The sequence below is a fragment of the Acidimicrobiales bacterium genome (assembly GCA_041394245.1).
Taxonomy (GTDB): domain Bacteria; phylum Actinomycetota; class Acidimicrobiia; order Acidimicrobiales; family Aldehydirespiratoraceae; genus JAJRXC01.
In genome coordinates this window covers 1-20655 of record JAWKIR010000002.1, presented here as the reverse complement: position 1 = coordinate 20655, position 20655 = coordinate 1, and the positions used below count along the sequence as shown (strand labels likewise).

24 protein-coding genes and 1 tRNA gene are annotated in these 20655 nt (G+C 67.7%); 14 read left to right on the top strand and 11 right to left on the bottom strand.

Annotated features, from left to right (window positions below; genetic code table 11):
* The first annotated feature begins 22 nt into the window (after positions 1 to 22).
* Positions 23 to 925, top strand: coding sequence for an NAD(P)-dependent oxidoreductase (locus tag R2707_00140; GenBank protein MEZ5243475.1), 903 nt, complete (start codon positions 23 to 25; stop codon positions 923 to 925).
* Positions 926 to 931: 6 nt separating this feature from the next.
* Here the strand turns inward: R2707_00140 and R2707_00135 are convergent, their stop codons facing one another.
* Together R2707_00135 and R2707_00130 are read right to left on the bottom strand one after the other, a co-directional pair.
* A complete protein-coding gene (locus R2707_00135; GenBank protein ID MEZ5243474.1) occupies positions 932 to 1735 on the bottom strand; it encodes a DNA-formamidopyrimidine glycosylase family protein in 804 nt (267 codons plus the stop codon).
* A gap of 32 nt (positions 1736 to 1767) precedes the next feature.
* Complete coding sequence (locus R2707_00130) at positions 1768 to 3183, bottom strand: hypothetical protein (protein MEZ5243473.1); 1416 nt, start codon at positions 3181 to 3183, stop codon at positions 1768 to 1770.
* Positions 3184 to 3260: 77 nt separating this feature from the next.
* On the opposite strand from R2707_00130, the gene R2707_00125 reads away from it, so the two are divergent.
* Positions 3261 to 3334: transfer RNA gene (locus tag R2707_00125), tRNA-Pro, on the top strand.
* A gap of 23 nt (positions 3335 to 3357) precedes the next feature.
* Here R2707_00125 and R2707_00120 read toward each other — a convergent pair.
* Positions 3358 to 3918 carry an AAA family ATPase gene (locus R2707_00120; protein ID MEZ5243472.1) on the bottom strand — a complete coding sequence of 187 codons (561 nt, stop codon included), beginning with the start codon at positions 3916 to 3918 and terminating at the stop codon, positions 3358 to 3360.
* A 178-nt stretch (positions 3919 to 4096) separates the two neighbouring features.
* Here R2707_00120 and R2707_00115 point away from each other — a divergent pair, with 178 nt between their 5' ends.
* Genes R2707_00115 through R2707_00100 form a run of 4 tightly spaced genes read left to right on the top strand, consistent with a single transcriptional unit; the run spans position 4097 to position 7708 of the window.
* Complete coding sequence (locus R2707_00115) at positions 4097 to 4546, top strand: pentapeptide repeat-containing protein (GenBank protein MEZ5243471.1); 450 nt, start codon at positions 4097 to 4099, stop codon at positions 4544 to 4546.
* An 11-nt stretch (positions 4547 to 4557) separates the two neighbouring features.
* The gene (locus tag R2707_00110) at positions 4558 to 6141 is read left to right on the top strand and encodes a hypothetical protein (protein MEZ5243470.1); all 1584 of its coding nucleotides are present in this window, start codon (positions 4558 to 4560) and stop codon (positions 6139 to 6141) included.
* Positions 6142 to 6149: 8 nt separating this feature from the next.
* Positions 6150 to 6860 carry an ABC transporter ATP-binding protein gene (locus R2707_00105; protein ID MEZ5243469.1) on the top strand — a complete coding sequence of 237 codons (711 nt, stop codon included), beginning with the start codon at positions 6150 to 6152 and terminating at the stop codon, positions 6858 to 6860.
* Positions 6857 to 7708 (top strand): patatin-like phospholipase family protein, encoded by an 852-nt coding sequence (locus tag R2707_00100; GenBank protein MEZ5243468.1) that lies wholly within the window; start codon positions 6857 to 6859, stop codon positions 7706 to 7708. The genes R2707_00105 and R2707_00100 overlap by 4 nt, the downstream gene beginning before the upstream one ends.
* 24 nt (positions 7709 to 7732) lie before the next feature.
* Here R2707_00100 and R2707_00095 read toward each other — a convergent pair whose 3' ends face one another.
* Positions 7733 to 8281: a hypothetical protein gene (locus tag R2707_00095; protein MEZ5243467.1), complete on the bottom strand. Its 549-nt coding sequence runs from the start codon at positions 8279 to 8281 to the stop codon at positions 7733 to 7735.
* On the bottom strand, positions 8278 to 8586 hold the full coding sequence (locus R2707_00090; protein ID MEZ5243466.1) for a helix-turn-helix transcriptional regulator: 309 nt from the start codon (positions 8584 to 8586) through the stop codon (positions 8278 to 8280). Before R2707_00090 ends, R2707_00095 begins: the two co-directional genes overlap by 4 nt.
* A gap of 102 nt (positions 8587 to 8688) precedes the next feature.
* On the opposite strand from R2707_00090, the gene R2707_00085 reads away from it, so the two are divergent.
* Positions 8689 to 9825, top strand: a complete 1137-nt coding sequence (locus tag R2707_00085; protein MEZ5243465.1) for a sulfotransferase — start codon at positions 8689 to 8691, stop codon at positions 9823 to 9825.
* Here R2707_00085 and R2707_00080 read toward each other — a convergent pair whose 3' ends face one another.
* The gene (locus tag R2707_00080) at positions 9826 to 10452 is read right to left on the bottom strand and encodes a maleylpyruvate isomerase family mycothiol-dependent enzyme (GenBank protein ID MEZ5243464.1); all 627 of its coding nucleotides are present in this window, start codon (positions 10450 to 10452) and stop codon (positions 9826 to 9828) included. It abuts the gene before it with no gap.
* A gap of 54 nt (positions 10453 to 10506) precedes the next feature.
* Between R2707_00080 and R2707_00075 the strand changes: the two genes are divergently transcribed.
* The 5 genes from R2707_00075 to R2707_00055 all read left to right on the top strand — a co-directional run bounded on the left by R2707_00075 (position 10507) and on the right by R2707_00055 (position 15120).
* Positions 10507 to 11757 (top strand): MFS transporter, encoded by a 1251-nt coding sequence (locus tag R2707_00075; protein MEZ5243463.1) that lies wholly within the window; start codon positions 10507 to 10509, stop codon positions 11755 to 11757.
* A 31-nt stretch (positions 11758 to 11788) separates the two neighbouring features.
* Positions 11789 to 12157, top strand: a complete 369-nt coding sequence (locus R2707_00070) for an ester cyclase (protein MEZ5243462.1) — start codon at positions 11789 to 11791, stop codon at positions 12155 to 12157.
* Between the two features lie 18 nt (positions 12158 to 12175).
* On the top strand, positions 12176 to 13030 hold the full coding sequence (locus R2707_00065; GenBank protein ID MEZ5243461.1) for an LLM class flavin-dependent oxidoreductase: 855 nt from the start codon (positions 12176 to 12178) through the stop codon (positions 13028 to 13030).
* Positions 13027 to 13821 (top strand): SDR family oxidoreductase, encoded by a 795-nt coding sequence (locus R2707_00060; GenBank protein ID MEZ5243460.1) that lies wholly within the window; start codon positions 13027 to 13029, stop codon positions 13819 to 13821. The genes R2707_00065 and R2707_00060 overlap by 4 nt, the downstream gene beginning before the upstream one ends.
* A 66-nt stretch (positions 13822 to 13887) precedes the next feature.
* Positions 13888 to 15120 carry a dienelactone hydrolase family protein gene (locus R2707_00055; GenBank protein MEZ5243459.1) on the top strand — a complete coding sequence of 411 codons (1233 nt, stop codon included), beginning with the start codon at positions 13888 to 13890 and terminating at the stop codon, positions 15118 to 15120.
* An 11-nt stretch (positions 15121 to 15131) separates the two neighbouring features.
* Here the strand turns inward: R2707_00055 and R2707_00050 are convergent, their stop codons facing one another.
* On the bottom strand, positions 15132 to 16604 hold the full coding sequence (locus tag R2707_00050; protein ID MEZ5243458.1) for a carotenoid oxygenase family protein: 1473 nt from the start codon (positions 16602 to 16604) through the stop codon (positions 15132 to 15134).
* A 44-nt stretch (positions 16605 to 16648) separates the two neighbouring features.
* On the opposite strand from R2707_00050, the gene R2707_00045 reads away from it, so the two are divergent.
* A complete protein-coding gene (locus R2707_00045) occupies positions 16649 to 17023 on the top strand; it encodes a nuclear transport factor 2 family protein (protein ID MEZ5243457.1) in 375 nt (124 codons plus the stop codon).
* Positions 17024 to 17039: 16 nt separating this feature from the next.
* Here R2707_00045 and R2707_00040 read toward each other — a convergent pair whose 3' ends face one another.
* From R2707_00040 to R2707_00025, 4 genes are all read right to left on the bottom strand, one after another.
* On the bottom strand, positions 17040 to 18164 hold the full coding sequence (locus tag R2707_00040; protein MEZ5243456.1) for a ferritin-like domain-containing protein: 1125 nt from the start codon (positions 18162 to 18164) through the stop codon (positions 17040 to 17042).
* 1 nt (position 18165) lies between these two features.
* A complete protein-coding gene (locus R2707_00035; GenBank protein MEZ5243455.1) occupies positions 18166 to 18822 on the bottom strand; it encodes a TetR/AcrR family transcriptional regulator in 657 nt (218 codons plus the stop codon).
* Between the two features lie 96 nt (positions 18823 to 18918).
* Positions 18919 to 19893: an adenosine kinase gene (locus R2707_00030; GenBank protein ID MEZ5243454.1), complete on the bottom strand. Its 975-nt coding sequence runs from the start codon at positions 19891 to 19893 to the stop codon at positions 18919 to 18921.
* An 87-nt stretch (positions 19894 to 19980) separates the two neighbouring features.
* Positions 19981 to 20118 (bottom strand): hypothetical protein, encoded by a 138-nt coding sequence (locus R2707_00025; GenBank protein MEZ5243453.1) that lies wholly within the window; start codon positions 20116 to 20118, stop codon positions 19981 to 19983.
* Positions 20119 to 20224: 106 nt separating this feature from the next.
* Between R2707_00025 and R2707_00020 the strand changes: the two genes are divergently transcribed.
* Positions 20225 to 20655, top strand: a 431-nt coding sequence (locus tag R2707_00020; GenBank protein ID MEZ5243452.1) for a hypothetical protein, incomplete at its 3' end; no start/stop codon positions are given.

Genomic DNA, 20655 nt, shown 5'->3' with positions numbered 1-20655 from the left:
GTCGAGCGCCTACTCTCCACCCATGACTCTCGCCAACGCCACCATCGTCATCGCCGGCGCGACCGGCCAGGTCGGCACACCGGTCGCCAAGGCCCTCGCGGCCCAGGGCAACGAGGTGCACGGGCTGGCCCGGTTCAAGGACCCGGCCCAGCGCGAGGAGATGGAGTCGGCCGGCGTGATCTGCCATGCCGTCGACCTGATCGACCCCGACTTCTCGACCGTCCCCACCGACCCCGAACACGTCCTCAACTTCGCCGTCACCAAGACGGGCAAGTGGGACAAGGACCTCTCCGCCAACGCCGACGCCGCCGGGCTCCTCATGGCCCACTGCCGCGCCGCGAAGAGCGTGCTGCACTGCTCGTCGACCGCGGTCTACGCCCCCACCGGCGGCGAGCCGATGCGGGAGGACTCACCGCTCGGCCAAGACCACCACCAGTACATGATGCCGACGTACTCGACGGCGAAGACGGCCGCGGAGTCGGTCGTGAGCTTCGCCGCCAAGGCGTTCGGCCTTCCGACCACGATCGCCCGCCTCTGCGTCCCCTACGGCGACGAGGGCGGCTGGCCGATGTTCCATCTGCTCATGGCGCAGGGCGGGCAGCCGATCCCGGTCCACACCGACGGATCCCGTTACAACGTGATCCACCACGAGGACATCATCGACCAGATCCCCGCCTTGCTCGACGCGGCGACCACGCCGGCGACGATCCTGAACTGGGGCAGCGACGAGGTCGTCTCGGTCGAGGAATGGACCCGCTACATGGCCGACATCGCCGGCGCACCGGAGCCGACGTTCGAGCCGACCGACTTCACCATCCCGAGCGCAGTCGTCGACACGTCGAGGGCCCGCCCGATCCTCGGGCCGTGCAACGTCGGCTGGCACGACGGATTCCGTCGCCTGACCGAGATCTTCGCGGGGTCGTAGGCGGGCTCAGCCGGGCTGACAGGTCGGGCACCACCACACACGCCGGTTGGCCAGCTCGGTGCGGCGGATCTCGTCGCCGCACCGACGACAGGGCCGGTCGTCGCGCTTGTAGGCGTAGAGCCGGTCGCTGCGGGGGACGTCACGCCACCGGTCGACGCCGACCTCGGCCGGGTCGACGGTGACGATTCGTCCGAGCCGCTCCCCCACCGTCAGATGGTCCACCGCAAGCTGCCACAGCGCGTCGGCTTCGTCGGCCGCGATCTCGTCGGCAGGTCGTCGAGGGTCGATGCCGGCGAGGAAGCAGAACTCGGCCCGATAGACGTTGCCGATGCCGGCGATCACCTTCTGGTCGAGCAGGGCCTGGGCGACCGGGATCTTCCGCCGTCGCAGGGCAGCACCGAAGCGCTCCGGGTCACCCGGACGGATGGCCAGCGGGTCGGGGCCGAGGCGAGCCCGCACGGCGTCCTCCTCGTGGGGCTCGATCAGCTCGCACGCGGTGGGCCCGGCGAGATGCAGGACACCGGGCTCCCCGATCCACCGCATCCGGGTGCCCTCGGAGGGCTGCGGCGCGCCGTTCGGCCAGATGCCGAACTTGCCGAACAACCCGAGATGGACGTGGAGCGTGACCTCGTCCTCCCATCGGTAGAAGAGGTGCTTGCCCAGCGCGTCGACGTCCTCGAGCACACGCCCGTCGAGCACCTCGGCCCCGGAACCGAACCGGCCCTGGGGCGAGTCGACCCGCAGTCGGGCACCGGCGAAGCGGCGCCGCTGGAGCCGCGCGGCGCGGTGAATGGTGTGTCCTTCGGGCATCGCCGCCCATCATGGCGGGGCGACCGCGACGATCAGAAGTCGGTGATCGTGGTGTCGAGTGGCTGAAGCGCCTGTTCGGCCCACGCCGGGGCCCACACGCTCATGTCGAGGTTGGTCGGCCAGAAGGCCGCGATCTGGCGGGCCTGGAAGGTGGCGAAGGGTGTGGCGCGTGGGTCGGTGTTGGGGATGGCCGAGACGATGGCCTGACCCGCCGCGCCGATGTAGTCGCCGTCGCCCCAGCATTCCGCAGCCGGCGGCGTCGAGTCGTCGACATACACCTGCTCGAGCGTGGGCGCGTAGGTGCCCGAGAACTCCGAGGTCATCGTGAGATCGGCCTGTGTGCCTTCGATGAACTCCCAGCTCGCCGGCGGCGTGGGCACGGCGTCGGGAGTGCCGTCGATCGTGACCGAACCGGTCAGCTCACTGTTGCCATAGGTCATTCCGATCGCGTCGGCACTCCAGTCCCAGAACGACATGACCCCGGGGATCGCGTGGACCCGGAGGTCGGTGACCGTCTCGTAGCGGTCCTCGTAGAAGTACTCCGTGCGTTGCGTGAGCGGACCGCTGTTGGCCCCGACGTAGGAACGGATCGCCCGGATGGGGCCGTCGATGTTGGCGATGAACGCACCCTCGGCATCGGCGAACGTCACATTGCTGCGTCCGCACGTCGCAAAGTTGAAGCGCGACTTGTGGCCGTCGAGGATGTCGACGCCGGTGCCCCAGTTACTGCGCATCTCGTCGGTGATCCAGCGGTCGCCGAACCCCATCGAATAGTTGTCGGTGACAACGGTCGACGACTCGGGGTTCGGTCCGTCGGCCCGTTTGTAGTCGGCCTTGTAGGTTCCGGCGTCGAGCGAGAACGTGTAGGTCACGTGGTCCTCACCGGCGCTCGAATCGGCGCCGGCCTGGCCGTAGAAGAAGTAGATGTAGCCGGCGGGGCCGCCGTCGGGATCGACCAGAGCCAACTCCTTGCCGAGGCCGAACGCGGTACCGGCGGGATCGGGCGCACCGCTGGGCGCCTCCGGTCCGGCGTCGCGAGCGAGCACCACGATCTCGTCGTCGGCATCGATCGTCGCGTCGGGGTCGGCGCCGACCCAGGTGTCGGCATCGGCGTAGACAAGGGCGGTGACGCCGCTGTTGGTGCCGCTGCCGTAGATCGTGCCCGGCACCCCCGCCACGGTGTTGTTGGCCGGGACGGTGCCGAAGTCGGCAACGACCCGCTCGTCGACCTGCACGGGTATCTGCACCCAGTCGCCGGTGGTGCCATCCCAGCGGAACGCGAGCGCCCGGTCGGGAACGAGCCCGAGACCCACAACGCCCAGGTCGGCCCCGGTGAGCACGACGGGCCCATCGACGCGGGCCAGGAACGGCGCATAGACGTAGTTGCAGGCCGAAGCGAGAACGGCCGCGACCGTGACGAGAGCGAGCAGTTTCCAACGACGGACCATCCCGGAAGCTTGCCACTGTGCGCGTTCGAGAACGAAAACCGGCACCACCCGGTCACCGGGTACCCTCACTCCCACAACGGGACGTGGCGCAGCTCGGTAGCGCACCTGCTTTGGGAGCAGGGGGTCGGGAGTTCAAATCTCCCCGTCCCGACAACAAATATGCAGGTCAGCCTGCTAGCAGGCCCGGATGTCGAGTGCTTCGACGAAGCGCGCGAACGTGAGATCGATTTCGCCCCGGATCACGTCGACGCGTCGGGTGGCAGGCCGGGTCTCGACGAGTTCGACGAAGGCGTCGTACATCCGACCGACGGGGTCCGCGTGTTCCGCGCGATCGACCAGCGAAACGGCGTCGTGGTGGGTCTGATCGCTCGGCATTGCTCCACGTTGTGCAAACGCCGCAAGCGCCGTCTCGCGATCGAGCCACAATGCCGTTTCGATGAACGTCGCCTGCGTGCGCTCGGCTACTTCGGCGAGCTGATCGAGGAAGTCACGACGCCCGAGGAATTGGGGCACGATCACATCGCGCCCCGCCGTGAGATGCGTCTCGGCCATCGCCAATGCGAGCGAACGAGCAGCCAACCCTGCTGTGGATGGGTCATCGAGCCAGGCACCGAGCATGCCTCGGACGACATCGACGTCGAGATTGAGGGCGAGAGGTCGAGAATCGGTGAACCGGCCAGCGATTGTTGACTTCCCGCTCGCAGGCGGGCCATTCAGCAACACGAGCAGCACCATCGCCCCAGCGTAGGGGCGAAGGGTCGTGGGCTGAAGTACCGCCGTCCCGACCAAGAATCCGGTGTCGGACAGAATCCGCCGGGGTGACGAGACACGGCCGAGCGACAGGCGTAGACCTACGCGTATGGACATACGAATCCCGCGACGTGGGAATCGATCCCACGCCCGTCGCGACGCAGTGGCTACCGAACTCCGCCGACCGCAGATGGTCGCCGACGGACACCTCCTGGGGCCGCCGAAATCGGCGCACGGCATGAAGCTGGCCGGCATCGACCTCGTCGGGGCCGACCTGCGCGGTGCCGACCTGCAGAAGTGTGATCTCCGCAAGGCCGACCTGACCGGGGCCCAGCTCGACGGCGCCGACCTCTCGTGGGCGGTCCTCGACGGCGCCACCCTGCGCGACGTCGGGTTCGGTCGGGCCCGACTGGTGGAAACCACCCTCCAGGGTGCCGACGTCACCGGCGCCGACCTCTCGGGGGTCACCGGGCTGACGTGGGCGTCGATCCGCAACGTCGAGGGCGAGAAGTCGGCTCGCTGGCCGGCCGGTTTCGACCGTAGTCAGCCCCGTGTGGCCGGTCCCCTGATCCACAACTACGGTGCGCGTGGGGATTCGCACGACCGCCAGTAGTTCGGACACACATGACGTCAGTCGCGACACCGCAGGCGGCGCTCGACGACCTGCGCGAACACCTCGGTTCGCGGCGTCGGCAGGAGACCGACCCGTTCGACACGCTGTACCGGATCTACGTGTCGGGGCTGCTCGGGCTCTTCGGCTTCTACCTCGCCCTCGGGCTGGTCGACGACGTCGCCATCGACCCCACGCGGATCGAGTGGGCCCGCACCCAAGGTCCGCTCTGGGTCTCGCTCGTTGCCGCGGTGGCCATCATGATCGGGGTCCGCTCGGGGGCCAACGGCGGCCCGTTGGCGATCGACGACCTCGAGCTGCACCATGTGCTGCTGTCGCCGATCGACCGTGCCACCGCGCTCCGTACTCCGACATGGCGGATGCTGCGCGCCGCCGCAGGAATCGGCGCCCTGCTCGGTGCCGCCGCAGGTGAGCTTGCCTCGCGGCGACTCCCCGGCGACCAGATGGAATGGGTCGCCGCGGGACTGCTGCTCGGCATCGGAATCTCCCTGTCGGGGGTCGGCGTGGCCTTCCTGAGTGCCGCGCTCCCCTCGCTGCGCCGACCGCTCATCGCGCTGTCCGTCGTCCCCGTGGCCTGGGCCGCGCTCGACCTCTGGCTGGGCAGCGCGACCTCGCCGACGACCGGATTCGGTGATCTGGCGTTCTGGCCGCTCGACCCGAGGCCGATCGCCGCTGTCGCCATCGTCATCACGGTCGCCGCCGCCGTCGGCGGCTGGCTGGTCCGCAGTCGACTCTCGATCGAACGCGCGCACCATCGTTCCCAACTGGTCGCCCAGATCCGTTTCGCATTCGCGCAGCAGGACATCCGCAGCCTTCTCCTGCTCCGCCGCCAGCTCGCGTTCGAGACACCACGCCGACGCCCCTGGTTCCGCATCGGCGAGGGCGGCCGGATCGAGAACCGTTTCCCGATCCTGGTCCGAGACGCCCGGAGCTACGCCCGTTGGCCGCTGAGCAGGATCATCCGGGTCTCCGGTCTCGCGGTCATCGCCGGGCTCGCCGTCGCTGCCATGTGGCACGGCACCACCGCCCTGATCGCCGTCGGCGGCGTGGCCCTGTACCTCGCCGCGATCGAGGTGATCGAACCGCTCAGCCAGGAACTCGACCACCCAGGCATGCTCGAGCTGATCCCGGTGGCCCCAGGCCACATCGCGGTCGGCCACGTCGCTGCGGCTGCGATCGCGATGAGCGTGGTGTGGATCGGGGTCGCTTCGGTGGCGACGCTGGCGACCCTCGACTGGCAGGTCGGGACGGCGATGGCCATCGCCGCCCTCCCGGGAGCGACCGCCGCCGTTGCGGCCGGTGCCCTCAGCATCAAGCGGTTCGACTCTCCCGCCATGGTGGTGCCGGCCGAGGTCGAGGGCCCCCGCACCCTGTATCGGCTGCTGTGGCCGCCGCTGCTCACGACCGCAGGAGTGCTCCCCGTTCTCATGGCGCGCCGCGCCGTTTTCCTCGACGAGCCGTGGGTCCAACCCACCACGACCGTCGCCTGCATCGTCGCACTCGTCGCGGCGGCATCCGTCGGGTGGATCCGCGCCCGGGACGACTTCTCCATGGCGGCACAGGAGCACATGAAATGAACGCACGCATGGATTTCACCCCCAGGAAGAAGAAGCGCACACCACGCGCCGATCCCCCGCTGCTGCAATTCGACGAGACGACCAAGGACCACGGCGAGGTGCGCGCCGTCGGGCCGGTCTCGTTCGATGTCGGTGCGGGCCAACTCGTCGCCCTCATCGGCCACAACGGCTCGGGGAAATCGACACTGCTCGCCACGGCGGCCGGGATCCTCGATCCGACCGAAGGGGCGGTCCGTATCAGTGGCGAGGAGGCCGGCAGCACTGCGGCACGCGCTGCCGTGTCGTACATCCGCGACCACCCGGTGCTCTACGAGGACCTGTCGTTGCGCGAGCACCTCGAGTACCTCACCCGGCTCCACGGGTCGACCCCCGAGCAGCACGATGCCGAACGACTGATCGAGGAGCTCGGCCTGACCGGCCGGGAAGACGACCTGCCGTCGACATTCAGCCGCGGACTCCGCCAGAAGACGGCGATCGTCGTCGCGTTGTGCCGACCGTTCGCCCTGCTGCTCGTCGACGAACCGTTCTCGGGCCTCGACCATGCCGGCAGGCTGGCGCTCCTGCGTCTGATCCGGGTGGTCACCGACCAGAAGGGTTCGGTCATCGTCGCCACCCATGACATGGAGGCCCTCGACCACTTCGACCGGGCCGTGATGCTGAGCGACGGCGACCTCGTGTTCGACGGACCTCCGGCGGAGGTCCCGGTGGCCATCCGATGACGACGGCGTTCGTCCTCTCGGGTGGGGCGAGCCTGGGCGCGGTGCAGGTCGGGATGGCCGACGCGCTCTATGCCGAGGGAATCCGCCCCGACATGGTGGTCGGCACATCCGTTGGGGCGGTCAACGGAGCGTGGTTGGCCGGCGATCGACCGATCCAGGGGCTGGTCGACCTGTGGGGCTCACTGCGCAGCCGTGAGATCTTCCCGCTCCGTCCGTTCGTGGGGCTGCGCGGCTTCGTCGGCCGGACCTCGCACTTCATCCCCAACCACGGTCTGAGCCGCCTGATCGACCGAAACCTGACCTTCGACCGGCTCGAAGACGCCGCCATCCCCTTCTCCGTCATCGTCACGGAGGTCTCGACCGGCGCCGAGGTCCGCCTCGAACGGGGACCCGCCCGACAATCGATACTCGCCAGCGCCGCGCTCCCCGGAGTCTTCCCGACCGTGAAGATCGACGGCCGGACCTTCTTCGACGGCGGCATCGTCGACAACACGCCGATCAGCAAGGCGATCGAGGCGGGCGCCACCGAGGTGTGGGTCCTCTCGACCGGCTACTCCTGCGGACTTCCGGCGGTTCCGAAGAACGCGATCGCCATGGCGCTGCACGGCGTTGCCCTCCTCGTGCAGCAGAGATTCATCACCGAGACCTCACGGCGGACCTATCCCGTGCCGGTCCACATCATCCCGGCGCCGTGCCCGATCTCGGTGACACCGATCGACTTCAGCCAGAGCGTCGACCTCATCGACCGCGCCCGTCGGGAAACATTGCAGTGGCTCGCCGACGGGCTGCCCGAGGCAGCGCCGCCCCGAGAGCACCTCCACGGCACCCCCTCGCCTGAGGCGGAGTAGAACGGCCTGCCCGGATCGCAAGGTTCAGACGTCGGGGGGTGTGGCACCGATTCGGCGAAGCCGTTCGATCCGGTGGTCGTCGCCGCCCAGATAGTTGGCCAACACCCCGAGCACCGCCTCGACATCGAGGGCATCGGCGGCCGCCATCTCCTCGAGGTCGGCCCAGTCCTTGGTCCGATCGAAGAACGCCTTGAACACCGCAAGATCACGGCAGGCGAGGAACGGAACCCGCTCGCCGCCGAACGCCTCGTATCGGGCCCGGTCGGCGGCGGCGGCGTGGAAGGCCGTGGTGTTGAAGAAGACATCGACCGGCGTCGGCCCCCACCACAGCCGGGCCTGCCCGTCGCGGGCGATCAGCTCGCGATCCTCGCGTGTCACCGTCACCCCGTCGGGTAGGGCGGCGAGCGTCGCTTCCGACTCTGCGACCCCGACGAACAGATTGACGTCGATGCCGATCGTGGCCTGGGCCCGCTGGGTGCACCAGGCGAGCGCGAGCGCACCACCGAAGGCATGCGGGACGTCGTGGCCGCGCAGACTCCGGTGGATCTCGACGATCTGCTCGACGAGGTTCACCGCCCGAACACCGGACAGTCGAGCGTGGGGCGGTGGCGAGCGGGGAACGCCGCGGCGAGCTCGAGCACGGCCGCCAGCTCGTCGCCGCGCGTTATCCCCTCGACCTCGACCCGTCGTTGCAGGGTGGTGTCGATCGCGAAGCCGGCGGCCCGCACGATCCGCTCGAGTGTGGCGGTGGTCGGCACCTTTGTCCCCGATTCGTAGGCCGAGATCGTCGAGTGCGACGTGCCCGCTCGGGTGGCCAGGGCCCGCAGGGTGAGACCGGCCCGGAGGCGAGCGGTGCGGATGGTGTGAGCAGCATCCATGACGCCATGGTATCTACTCGGATACCAACCGACAGGACCGCTTCGATCGACGACCGTGCCGCAGATTCACCCTGCCGCCGGCCGGCGCGAAAGACTGCATCGATGCACGCCGAACAACTCATCGACGCCGCGGTGGCGGCCACCGGACTCTCCGACTTCGGCGGGGAGGAATTCCGACCGGGACTCGACGCGCTCCTGGCGTCGTTCCAGGCCAGCGCCGAACCGAACGGGATCGGCGAACCGACCCTCGAAGCACTCGTCACCGGCTCACTGTCGACCCGACTCCAGGTCACCAACTGGTGGACGCAGCATCCGGAGCTGGCCGACGAGCAGATCATCGAACCCGTCTTCATCGTCGGCGTCTCGCGATCCGGTACGACCGCGCTCAGTCATCTGCTGTCGGTCGACCCCGCGGTGCGCGCGCCCCGACAGTGGGAGGCCCAACAGCCGGTGCCACCACCGGAAGCGGCCACCTACGAAACCGACGAGCGCTTCCTGGCCGCCATCGAAGCCGACGAGAACTCGGTCATCCACGCGCTGAACCCCAGCGTCAAGGCGATGCACCACGATCCGCCGAACATGCCGACCGAGTGCGTGACCGTCATGGCGCAGAGCATGGTGAGCCTCCTGTTCAGCGCCATGTTCCATCTGCCCGACTATTGCGACTTCGTGCTGGGCGTGGACCACGTCCCCACCTATGAACACCACAAGCGGGTCTACCAACTCCTCCAGTCACGCCACCCCGGCCGTTGGGTCCTGAAGACCCCGCACCACGCGCTCGCGGTCGACGCCATCGCCGAGGTCTATCCCGACGCCCGATTCATCTGGACCCATCGCGATCCGGCGACCTGCATTGCGTCGACGGCCAGCATCACCTGTGGGCTGGGCAGCACCTTCAGCGACGGGGACCATCGGCTGGCAGCCGGCGAGCTGTGGACCGACATGCTCACCGAGATGCTGGAACGCACCGCCGATGCCCGTCGGCGACACGGCGACCGGTTCGTCGACGTCGACTACCGCGAGCTCGTCGCCGATCCGCTGGCCACGACCGCCAAGCTCTACGACGATCTCGGCATCGAACTCACCGCCGAGGCCGAGCAGCGGATGGCCGCCCACGTGGCCGAGCATCGCCAGCACCGTTTCGGCAGGCACGAGTACGAACTCGCCGACTTCGGTCTGGAGCGGCACGCGCTCAACGACCGCCTGGCCGACTATCGCGCGACCTACGGTCTCGACTGATCAACTCCGCCGGGCGAGTTCGGCCAGCCCGTCGCCCTCGAGTCGGTCGTGCAGCGCAGTGCGACCGCACCCGGCCAGGATGAGCGCGGCAGCCGGACCGCGGACCTCGGGCCCCGTGCCGTAGTGCCAGTCGATGTCGGTGGCGATGAGGCGCAACCCCTTCACCCGCGGCCCCGATCCGATCTGCTGCTTGGCCGCCACCATGCCATCGGCCATCCACCGCAGCCGCGCCGGGTCCGACGGCACGTCCTTGCCGATCGGTACGCAGATGTCGTGGTGATGCACGAACGAGTCCATCGCCACTTCGACCTTCTTCGTCGTCGGCGGAATCCGCGCGCTGGTCTTCACCGAGTCCCACGACGCGAGGATCTCGCTCGTGGGCCGATCCCCGAGGCGGCGGGCGTAGCCGGCCATGAATCGGTTGAAGTCGCCCTTGTTCGTCGCCATCCCGAGCAGGAGCCGCGGAATCGAGATCGTGAGCGCCAGGTGCACATGGCTGGCGACATCCCGATTGCGCCAACCGGGGCACAGCGACGGGTGATCCCACTCCTCTGGCGTGAGCTTCGTCAGCGTCTCGTAGAGCGCCGACCGTTCGGCGATCAGGGCTGCGTCTTCGTCGACAGGCATCGGTCCTCCCGGAATGCGTGCGGCATCCTCGCATCGCACTACGGTCCTCTGCCAGTGGTGGACGACCGGTATCCCGAGGGCGAGGCGCCCGGCAGCCGTTTCGCGGCGATGCAGATCCCCGCCTACCGACGGCTCTGGTGGGGCGGGATCTTCATCTTCCTCGCGAGCCAGACCCAGCAGGTCGCACGGGGCTGGTTGGCCTACGAGTTGACCGAGAGCAACAAGGCGCTGGGCGGGGTCATCTTCGGGTTCGGCGTGTCGCTGCTGATCTCCACCCCGTTCTCGGGCGTGGTCGCCGACCGCTTCCCGAAGCGCCGCATCATGATCCTGGCGCAGGGGGTGATGGGCCTGGCCGCCCTCGGCATCGCCATTGCCGTCGCGACCGACACCATCGAGTACTGGATGCTCGTCGCCGCGTCGGTCGTGCAGGGCTCGGGCATGTCGATGCTCGGACCCTCCCGCCTCGCCATGACGGCCGACCTCGTCGACCGCGGCGCGCTCACCAACGCGATCTTCCTCAGCAACGCGAGCGTGCAGGCCACTCGTGTCTTCGGCCCGGTGGTCGCCGGCATGCTGATCGCCATCGAGCCGATCGGAATCGGTGGCGTGTACTTCCTCGGTGCCACGCTCTCGGCGTTGTCGGTGGTGTCCGCAGCGGGGCTCCCACTCGGCAACCCGCGCGGGTCGTCGGGACGCACGCCGTTCGGCGACATGGCCGACGGCGTCAACTATGTCCGCAGGCGACCGGAGTTGACGCGCCTGCTCACCATCGGCGTGCTCGTGGTCATGTTCGGCTTCCCCCACGTCACCTTCCTGCCCGGTCTGATCCAGGACATCTACGAACTCGACGCGTGGGCGCTCGGCGTCCTCACCGGAGCGGCGGCGATCGGCGCGGTGAGCAGTTCGCTCTTCCTGGCCAACGTCGCGACGAAGCGCCTGACCTCGCTCCAGTTCCGAGCCGGGGTGGCGTTCGCGATCTCGCTGGCGATCTTCGCGGCGATCCCGAACTACTGGGGCGGCGTCGTCATCATGATCGCCGTCGGCGGCGCCTCTTCGGCCTACCAGGCCATGAACAACTCCCAGGCGCTCGTGATCGCCGACGTGGAGTACCACGGACGCGTCCAGAGTCTCCTCATGCTCGCCTTTTCGGGTTTCGGCCTGATGGCGCTGCCGATGGGGCTCATCGCCGACACCTACGGCATCCGCGAGACCATGGTGCTGATGAGCGTTCTCGTGGGATTCTCGGTGCTGCTGGGCGAGGCGTGGCGCCGCCGACAGGCCCAACCCGAGATCGCCGATCTCTGATGATTTCTCCAGCCCACCCGGAGGGGTGACAATGACGACCGAAACCGAAGCCCTCGTCGGGCGACTGTGGAACCAGATCTGGATCGACGGCGACTTCGACGATCTCGAGAACCTGATCGCCGACCAATACCTTCGCCACACGCGCGACGGCACGGTGACGCTGTCCCCCAGCGCCTACGCGAACCACATCAAGGCCGCGACCCGCACGATCCGCGGTACCAAGGTGACCGTCGCCGACATCGCATCGGCCGACGACATGGTGTTCGCCCGACTCCACCTCGATGCCGTCAACCTCGACACGGGCAACACCCTGCGGCTGACCTGGCTGACGCAGTACCGGATCGCCGACGGCAAGATCGCCGAATCGTGGACGATGCATCAGAGCGGACTCGACTGGTAGCGCGAGAGTGATGACCCTATGACCCTCATCGGATTCAAGATTGCCAACGAGAACATCGAATGGTCGTTGTTGCGCGAGCTCTGGAAGCTCGCCGACGACACCGACGCCTACGACGTCGGCTGGAACTTCGATCACCTCTACCCGATCTACGGCGAGCTGTCGGAGCCCTGTCTCGAAGGGTGGACGATGCTCGCCGCGCTGGCCGAGGTGACCGATCGGGTTCGACTCGGGTGCCTCGTCGGCGCCACCCCGTACCGGGCCCCGGCCGTCGTCGCGAAGATGGCGGCGACCATCGACATCGTCAGCGGTGGCCGCCTCGAGCTCGGTCTCGGGGCCGGTTGGCACGTCGCCGAGGCCAAGGCCTACGACCTCGTGCTGCCCCCGAAACTCTCGGACCGCTTCGACCTCTTCGACGAGGCCTGCGAGATCATCATCGGACTGCTGCGCGACGAGGTCACCTCGTTCGCCGGGTCGCACTTCACCATCGACAACGCGTTCCTGGCCCCGAAGGGGCCGCAGGTTCCTCCCCCGGTCACGATCGGCGGCACCGGCCCGACCCGCACGTTGCGCGCCGTGGCCCGTTTCGCCGACTGGTGGAACACACCGTGGTGGAACCCCGACGAGTACGCATCGAAGTCCGAGATCCTGGCCGGGCACTGCGCCGACATCGGCCGCGACCCGGCGAGCATCCGCCACTCGACCCACGTGTTCGTCCTCGACACCCAGTCGGTCGACGAGATCGCCGACACGTTCGGCCAGGTGATCGCGGCGGGCATCGATCAGCCGATCGCCTACTTCCAGCCGCCCTTCGGCCCTGGCCCCATGGAACGCACGGCCGAGGCCGTCGCCAGTCTCGGAGTCGACCACCGATGAACGCTCGCACGCTCGACGGCGCCGTCGCCCTCGTGACCGGAGCCGGTCCCGGCATCGGGCGCTCGTGCGCATTGGCGCTGGCCGCCGACGGGGCCGATGTGGTGGTCGCAGCCCGCCGGGCCGACGCGCTCGGCGAGCTCGCCGACGAGATCGCCGGCCTGACCGGCCGACGGATCCTCGCCGTGCCGACCGACATCAGCGACCTCGAGCAGTGCCGAGCCGCCGTCGAGCGCACCGTGGCCGAGTTCGGACGAATCGACGTGGTCGTCAACGTCGCCACCCACGGCGGCAGCCCGAGCGCTCCCGTCGCCGAGATCGACTGGGACGACTATCTGGCCTCCGTCCAGGTCAACGTGATCGGCACGATGGAGATCTGCCGTACCGCAGCGCGTCACATGGCCGACCACGGCGGCGGATCGATCGTCAACATCTCGGCACTGAGTGCCACCACGCTCATGACCGACATGGCCCGCTACACGTCGACCAAGGGCGCGATGGAGTCGATGTCGAAGACGATGGCCAAGGAGATGGGGGCCGCCGGTGTGCGCGTCAACATCGTCACGCCGGGCATGACGAGCGGGCCGCCCCTCGAGGCCATGTTCGAGCGGATGGCGGTTGCCCAGTCGCGCACCCCCGAGGAGGTCAGCGCCCGCTTTGCCGCCGGAGCCGCCCTTCGCCGCCATGTCGACCCCGACGACATCGCCGAGGCGGTCGTCTTCCTCGCGTCACCCCGGGCCCGCAACATCACCGGCCAGGAGATCCAGGTCACCGCCGGACAACACATCGTCTAGTCGGCCACATCGCGTGACGGCCACATCGCGTGACGGCCGGGTGACCAATCGGCGAGCGGAGGTGGAATGATGACCCCGATGCGCCGCTTCCTTCCTCTCGTCCTCGCGATCTCCCTCGTTGCCGCTGCGTGTGGCGACGACACCTCCACCGGTGACACGTCACCCGACACGACGTCGACCACGACGACCGCGGCGACCAGCTCGACGACGAGCACGGCACCCCCAGCCACCTCGGCACCCGAGGCCAAGCCCGAGATCACGTTGCTCGGACGGGGCGAGTACTCCGTCGGTGTCGCGACCATCACGGTGACCGACGAGAACCGCGAGCGTCCGCTGACGGTCGACGTCTGGTTCCCGCTGGCCGACGGCGTGACCGGTGAACCCCATCGCTACAGCTTCATCACCGGCGACTACTACGAATCCCCCCTCGCGATCAGCGCCGACGCAACCGCACTCGCGACCGATGGACCCTTCCCGCTCGTCGTCTACTCCCACGGGTCGGGCGGGATCCGCTACATCCACTCCGACTACACGGAGACGATCGCCAGCCACGGCTACGTCGTCGTGGCCCCCGACCACACCGGCAACACCGCCGTCGAACGCATCGCCGACACCGCCGACGACAGCGCTCGGATCGCGCTGAACCGCCCGCTCGACATCCGCGCCGTGATCGACGCGTTCCTCGACCCGACCGACACCGAGACCGCTCCCTTCCAACCGGCCATCGACGCCGACCACATCGCCCTGACCGGCCACTCGTTCGGCGGGTTCACCACCTACGCGACCTCCGCCGGCTACGAGAACGAGCTCGGCGTCGTCGAAGCCGACGATCGAATCGACGCACTCATCCCACTCGCTCCTGCGGTCGGCGCCGGCGGCGCCGACAGCCTGCTCTCCGACGAGGACCTCGCCCGGGTCACCGTGCCCGCGCTCGTGATCGTCGGTACCGACGACAAGACGACGCCGCTCGATCCCAACGTGACCCGAGCGTGGGATCTCACGAACAGCGAGCCGCAGTACCGACTCGAACTGATCGCCGGCGAGCACCAGTCGTTCACCGACCTCTGCGCCTACCTCGACTTCTTCGACCAGCTCGAAGCACCGACGCCCATCGTCCTCGAGACGATCGAGACGATGGCGGTCGAAGGATGCTCGCCGGAGGACATGGCGAGCGAGCGGGTCCAGGAGCTGACCAACACGTTCGCGGTCACGTTCCTCGACTCGGTGTTCGGCGACGCCGAGATGTTCACGCCGGATGCGTTCGTGCTCCCCGACGACGTGAACTATCTCGCCAAGTAGGTCTCTGACGCTCAGGCCTTCGCCTCGCGGAGCAGAACGTCGTCGTGCCAGAACCCGTGGAACTGGTGCGGGAGATGGTGACGCAGCGGCAGTGCGGCGATGGGTTCGCTGATGTCGGCGGCTCTGAAGATCACGAGCGAGCTGCGATGGGCGAACCCGTCGTAGACGACCTCGAGGATGTAGCCGTCGTTGTCCTCGGCGCTGTGCTTCGACGGCGCGAAGAGCGGCTCCGAACCGTAGAAGCCCGGTTCGAGGGTGTGGAGCTGGACCTCACCGTCGCGGGTGATGCGCTGGAATCCGTTGAAGAAGCTGTCGTGGCCGTTCGCCACCGACGCCGCCGAGAAGGTCAGCTCGTTCTTCTCACACGCCTTTCGCTGGTTGAACGTCGGGAACTCCGAGTTGGTCTCGGTCATGACCTCGTAGCGCAAGGCCCCGGTGGCGACATCGATCCGGTAGCGACGCCACTCGCCCCCCTTCAGCGCCGTCGCGTTGAAGATGTCGCTGAGCGCCTCGTTGGCGTCGAACTGATCGGAGTGCATTGCATCGACCACGATCTCGTCGCCCTCTTCGAAGGCATTGCCGAAGTGCACGATCGCGCCGGGATCGGTCTCGATGCGGCGAACCTCCTGCATGGTCTCGAGGTCGACGATCGCGATCTGCATCGGCTGGGTGTCGTCGAACGACACGCCGTCGGAGATCGAACGGCGGCCGAGCATGACCTGGCCGATCGGGCCCATCTTGATCGAGTTCACGAAGAAGATGGCGTACTTCGACGACAGGGCGAAGTCGTGGGCGAAGGGGAAGAAGTCGACCGGGAGCTGACCCTTGGCGACCATCCTGCCGGACGTGTCGACGCGGAAGATGTTGAAGCACAGCTTCGGGCCCTTGCGCCCGAAGCCCATCGAACCGCTGCCGAAGTTGACCCAGTGTCCGGTCGGCCCGTGGAAGTGCCCGTGCGCACTCATGACGTTGGCCCGGGTCAACTCTCCGTCGAAGGTGTACTCACCGACCGTTCCCAGCGTCGAGGGGTCGACCTCGAAGGGCCGACCGCCCTCGTAGAGCGCAAGCAGCTTGCCGCCGTGGTACACGGTGTTGGTGTTGGCCGGATTTCCCGGCATGCGCCCGATGTTCTTGCGCAGACCCCCTGGGATCTGGGTGCCGAACCCCCGGTACTGGATCTGCTGCGTCGCCGTTTCCTTGAGGTACTTCGGCGTGCGGACATAGCGGTTCTTGAAGTGGACCCGACCCTCGGCGATCGAGAAGACACTGAGCATGCCGCAGCCGTCGAACCAGTGACCGTAGGGGGTGTCGCCGATCCGCTGACGACCCGGCCCGTTGCGAACGAAACTGCCCTCGAGGTCGAGCGGTACCTCACCGACGATCTCGTCGAGCCAATAGCTGTGCTCCTCGTCGAGGTTGGCGAGCGCGCCGTGCATGGTCGGCGCATCGGCCGTTTCGATCTGCGGGTCGTCGATTGCCGTCATCTCTGGTCCCCCGGTTAACACTGTTAAGTCACCATACTTCAGGCATGGAGAAACCTGCAGCCCAGATCCTTCTCGAGCGGTACTGGGAGGAGTGCAGCAACCAGGGCAATGTCGAACTCGTGCGGGAGCTGTGCGCCGACCCGATCGTGCGTCACGACCCCGGCAGCGAGACCGAGCTCAGCCATCAGGACCAGATCGACCGCCTGAAGCTCGGCACCGAGATGGGCATCAAGATCGACCGCGTGATCACCCACGCCAACGACGAGTGGGTCACCTCGGTGTGGAACATGTACTCCGAGAAGGGTGTCGAGGGCATGGAACTGTCCGGCATCGAGGTGTTCAAGGTCGAGAACGGCGTGCTGGCCCACGCGTGGAACACGCCCTACGCGCAGGGCCACTGGAGCCCGTTCGAGGGCTAGTCCGGACCGCTCGCCCTCAGGCGGTTGCGGCGGCTTCGCGATCCTGGGCGACGGCGTCGAGTTCGAGATACTCGTCGCCGGTGTCGACGAGATCCTCGAACTGGATGACGTCCATCTCCTCGAAGCGCTCGCGCAGCCAACCCTTCTGACCTTCGGGCACGCCCGCGTCGAGAAGACCCAGCTTCTTGCAGTTCGGGACGATCTTCGAGAACAACAGCTGCTGGAAGAGGATGCGACCCGGGTCCTGCTGGATCATCGGGATGAGCGGTGCGACATCGATGTCGTAGCGCTGCCAGACCTCCTGCTGGAGGAAGCGGTCACGCATGCGCACGGCCGCCTCGAAGGCGAACTCCTGGCGCTCACGCAGCTCGGCGCTCGACAGCTCCTGGTAGTACTCCTCGAGGCTCAGCACGCCGAAGGCGACGTGGCGGGCCTCGTCGCTCATGACGTAGCGCAGCAGCTGCTTGAGCAGTGGTTCGCTGGTGGTCTGGTGCATCATGCCGAAGGCGGCGAGGGCGAGGCCCTCGACCATGATCTGCATGCCCAGATAGGTCATGTCCCAACGGCTGTCGTTGATGATGTCGTCGAGCAGCATCCGCAGGTGGGCGTTGATCGGGTAGTTACCCTCGAGCTTTTCGTCGAGGTAGCGGGCGAACACCTCGACGTGACGGGCCTCGTCGACCACCTGCGTCGCCGCGTAGTACTTGGCATCGATCCACGGCACCGTCTCGACGATCTTCGCCGTGCACAACAGCGCGCCCTGCTCACCGTGCATGAACTGGCTCAGGCGCCACTTGATCGACTGGAGACCGAACTCCTCCCACTCCTTGTCGCCCCACTTGGCAACCGGACTGTTGGGGTCCTGGTCGAAGTCGCCCATCAGACCGCGCTCGAGGCTGAGGTCGAGGGCCGTGTAGGGATCGACCTCGATCGACCAGTCGAGATCGGTCGTACCGTTCCACTGCGAGGTCTTGGCCTTCTCGTAGAGCTTGTCGAGCTTGGCTCGCTCGCCCTTGTCGTAGCCCCACGTGAAGATCGCGTCGGCGTTGTCCTCCACCGCGTGGATCAACTCATCGGCATTGGTGTTCGCCTGCGCGATCTCCATGATCCGATCGACATCATTGGCATCGGTGACAGCCATCTCAGGACTCCTGGGTAGGGGGATGTTCAGTAGGGATCTGGGCGGACGCGGCCGCGACCGCCGGCCGGGCTGCTGCGAGCAGACGTTCGATGACGGCGTTCCAGCCCGCGGCGCTCGGGAGGTCTCGATCGATCGACCCGAACATGGCGAAGCCGAGGCTGATTGCGTGGCACAGCGCGACGATCGCATCGGTCGGCAGGGCCGGATCGAGCAGGCCGGTGGCCTTGCCGCTGTCGATCAGGGAGGCCAGGCGGGCTTCCTGCTCGGCGATGCGCCTCGTGAGCATTGCGTGGAACTCCGGATCCCGGCGGGCGATCACCATCGCTTCGGCGATCAGCGCATCGGCCGACGGCGAACGCACGACCAGTTCCGAGCCGAGCGAGGCGAGAATGTCGGTGACGTCGGCACCGTCGGACGACAACAGCTGTTCGAGCCGATCCATCATCACCACGTCGAGGGCATCGAGCATCAGGTCGTGCTTCCCGCTCCAGCGGGCGTAGATGGCGCCGGTCGTGACGCCGGCGGCACGGGCGATCGCAGCGACCCCGGCCTTTTCGAACCCGCGCTCGGTGAAGACGTCGACCGCAGAGGCCAGCAGCCGATCCGTCAACGGGTCATGCGCCGCAGCGGTACTCGACGAAAGGGCCGTAGCGTCCATCGCCAGGCATGATAACGATTATTATCGGATCGGTCAACGGGAACGCGTCGCACTGGCGCGCTGGCGCGCCGGCGGAGACTCCGACCGGGACGGCGCTCAGACCAGGGTGGCGAGCGCGACGTGGGGCCGCGCCCCGATGTGGGAGATCACCTCGGCCGCGGCGATACCGCCCAGTTCGGCACACCGGCCCAGGGTGGCGCCGTTGGCCAGTCCGTGAAGAAAGCCCGACGCATAGAGGTCGCCGGCGCCCGTGGCGTCGACCACGTGGGCCACCGGCGCAGCCGGCACCACGATCGTCTCGCCTCGCGAACGGATCACCGAACCCTTCGCCGATCGGGTGAGGGCAGCGATCTCGACCAGGTCGGCGATCGCTTCGGCCGCGGCATCGAAGTCGTCGGTCTCGAACAGCGAGCAGATCTCCGATTCGTTGGCGAAGACCAGATCGACCTTGTCGGCGAGGAGGTCGAGCCACTCCCCGCGATGACGATCGACGCAGAACGCATCGGACAGCGTCATCGACACCGTCCGGCCCGCCGCGGCGGCGGCACCCATCGCGCCGCGGATCGCCTCCTTGGCGATGTCCATGTCCCAGAGGTAACCCTCGCAGTAGGTGATCGCGGCCGAAGCGACGAGATCCTCGTCGATGTCGTCCGGGCTCAGGAACGCCGAGATCCCGAGGAAGGTGTTCATGGTGCGCTCGGCGTCGGGCGTCACCTGGATGAGACAGCGAGCGGTGGGCGGCCCCTCGGCGCCGGCCGGAACATCGAATCCGACACCGGCCGCGCGCAGGTCGTGCATGAAGACCTCGCCCAGCTGGTCGTCGCGGACCTTGCCGAGGTAGGCGGCCCGGCTGCCGAGGCTGGCGAGGCCAGCCATGGTGTTGGCCGCAGACCCGCCGGAGGCCTCGATGCCCGGCGGCATCGAGGCGTAGAGCGACGTCGCCCGATCGGCATCGATCAGGGTCATCGCTCCCTTGTTCAGATCGTGGGTGACGATGAAGTCGTCGTCAACGGTCGAGATGACGTCGACGATGGCGTTGCCGACGCCGACGACGTCGAGAGTGGCTTCCACGAGGGCTCCATGGGCAGGGTTCCGGAACGCACCGATGGTAGCGCCGGGGACCGGGGGTCCCGCCTGGGGAATGTGGCCCAAATGGCCCTATGCCGCCAGCGACTCTCCCCGACCGTGGGCGATCGCCTCGGCGAACTCCTTGTCGTCGACGCCGAGCTTCGCGTCGGGCCATTCGATCGGATCGAACGACTTCTCCAAGTCCTTGCGACGATTCCGGTTCCGCATACCGAACTCCTTTGGGTGGATGACTCGCTCCTCCCATCAAACCGGAGATCGGTATTACAGAGGTGTGTTTCGGTTTACGGTCTGGTGAAGGTTCTAGATTCGTCGGATGACCGAAGTGGACCCCCGTCTCCCGTCTCACGTCGTCCCGCACCGCTACGAGCTGGTGATCGAGCCCGACATCGCGAATGCGAGTTTCCGCGGGTCGGTGACGATCGACGTCGAGCTGCTCGAGACGACCGACGAGCTCGTCTGCAACGCGATCGAGCTCGAGATCGACAGTGCCCTCGTCATCATCGGCGAGGGCGCCGCCGCCGTCGAGCACGTGCCCGACGTCCGTCTCGACGACGCGACCGAACGCCTGCACCTCACCCTCCCCCACGATCTGCCGCCCGGCCCGGCCCGGGTGGTCGCCGGCTTTCGAGGGACCCTGAACGATCGTCTCCGGGGCTTCTACCGCTCGACCTACGAAGACGACGAGGGCAACGAGCACACGATCGCCACCACACAATGCCAGTCGACCGACGCCCGTCGGATCTT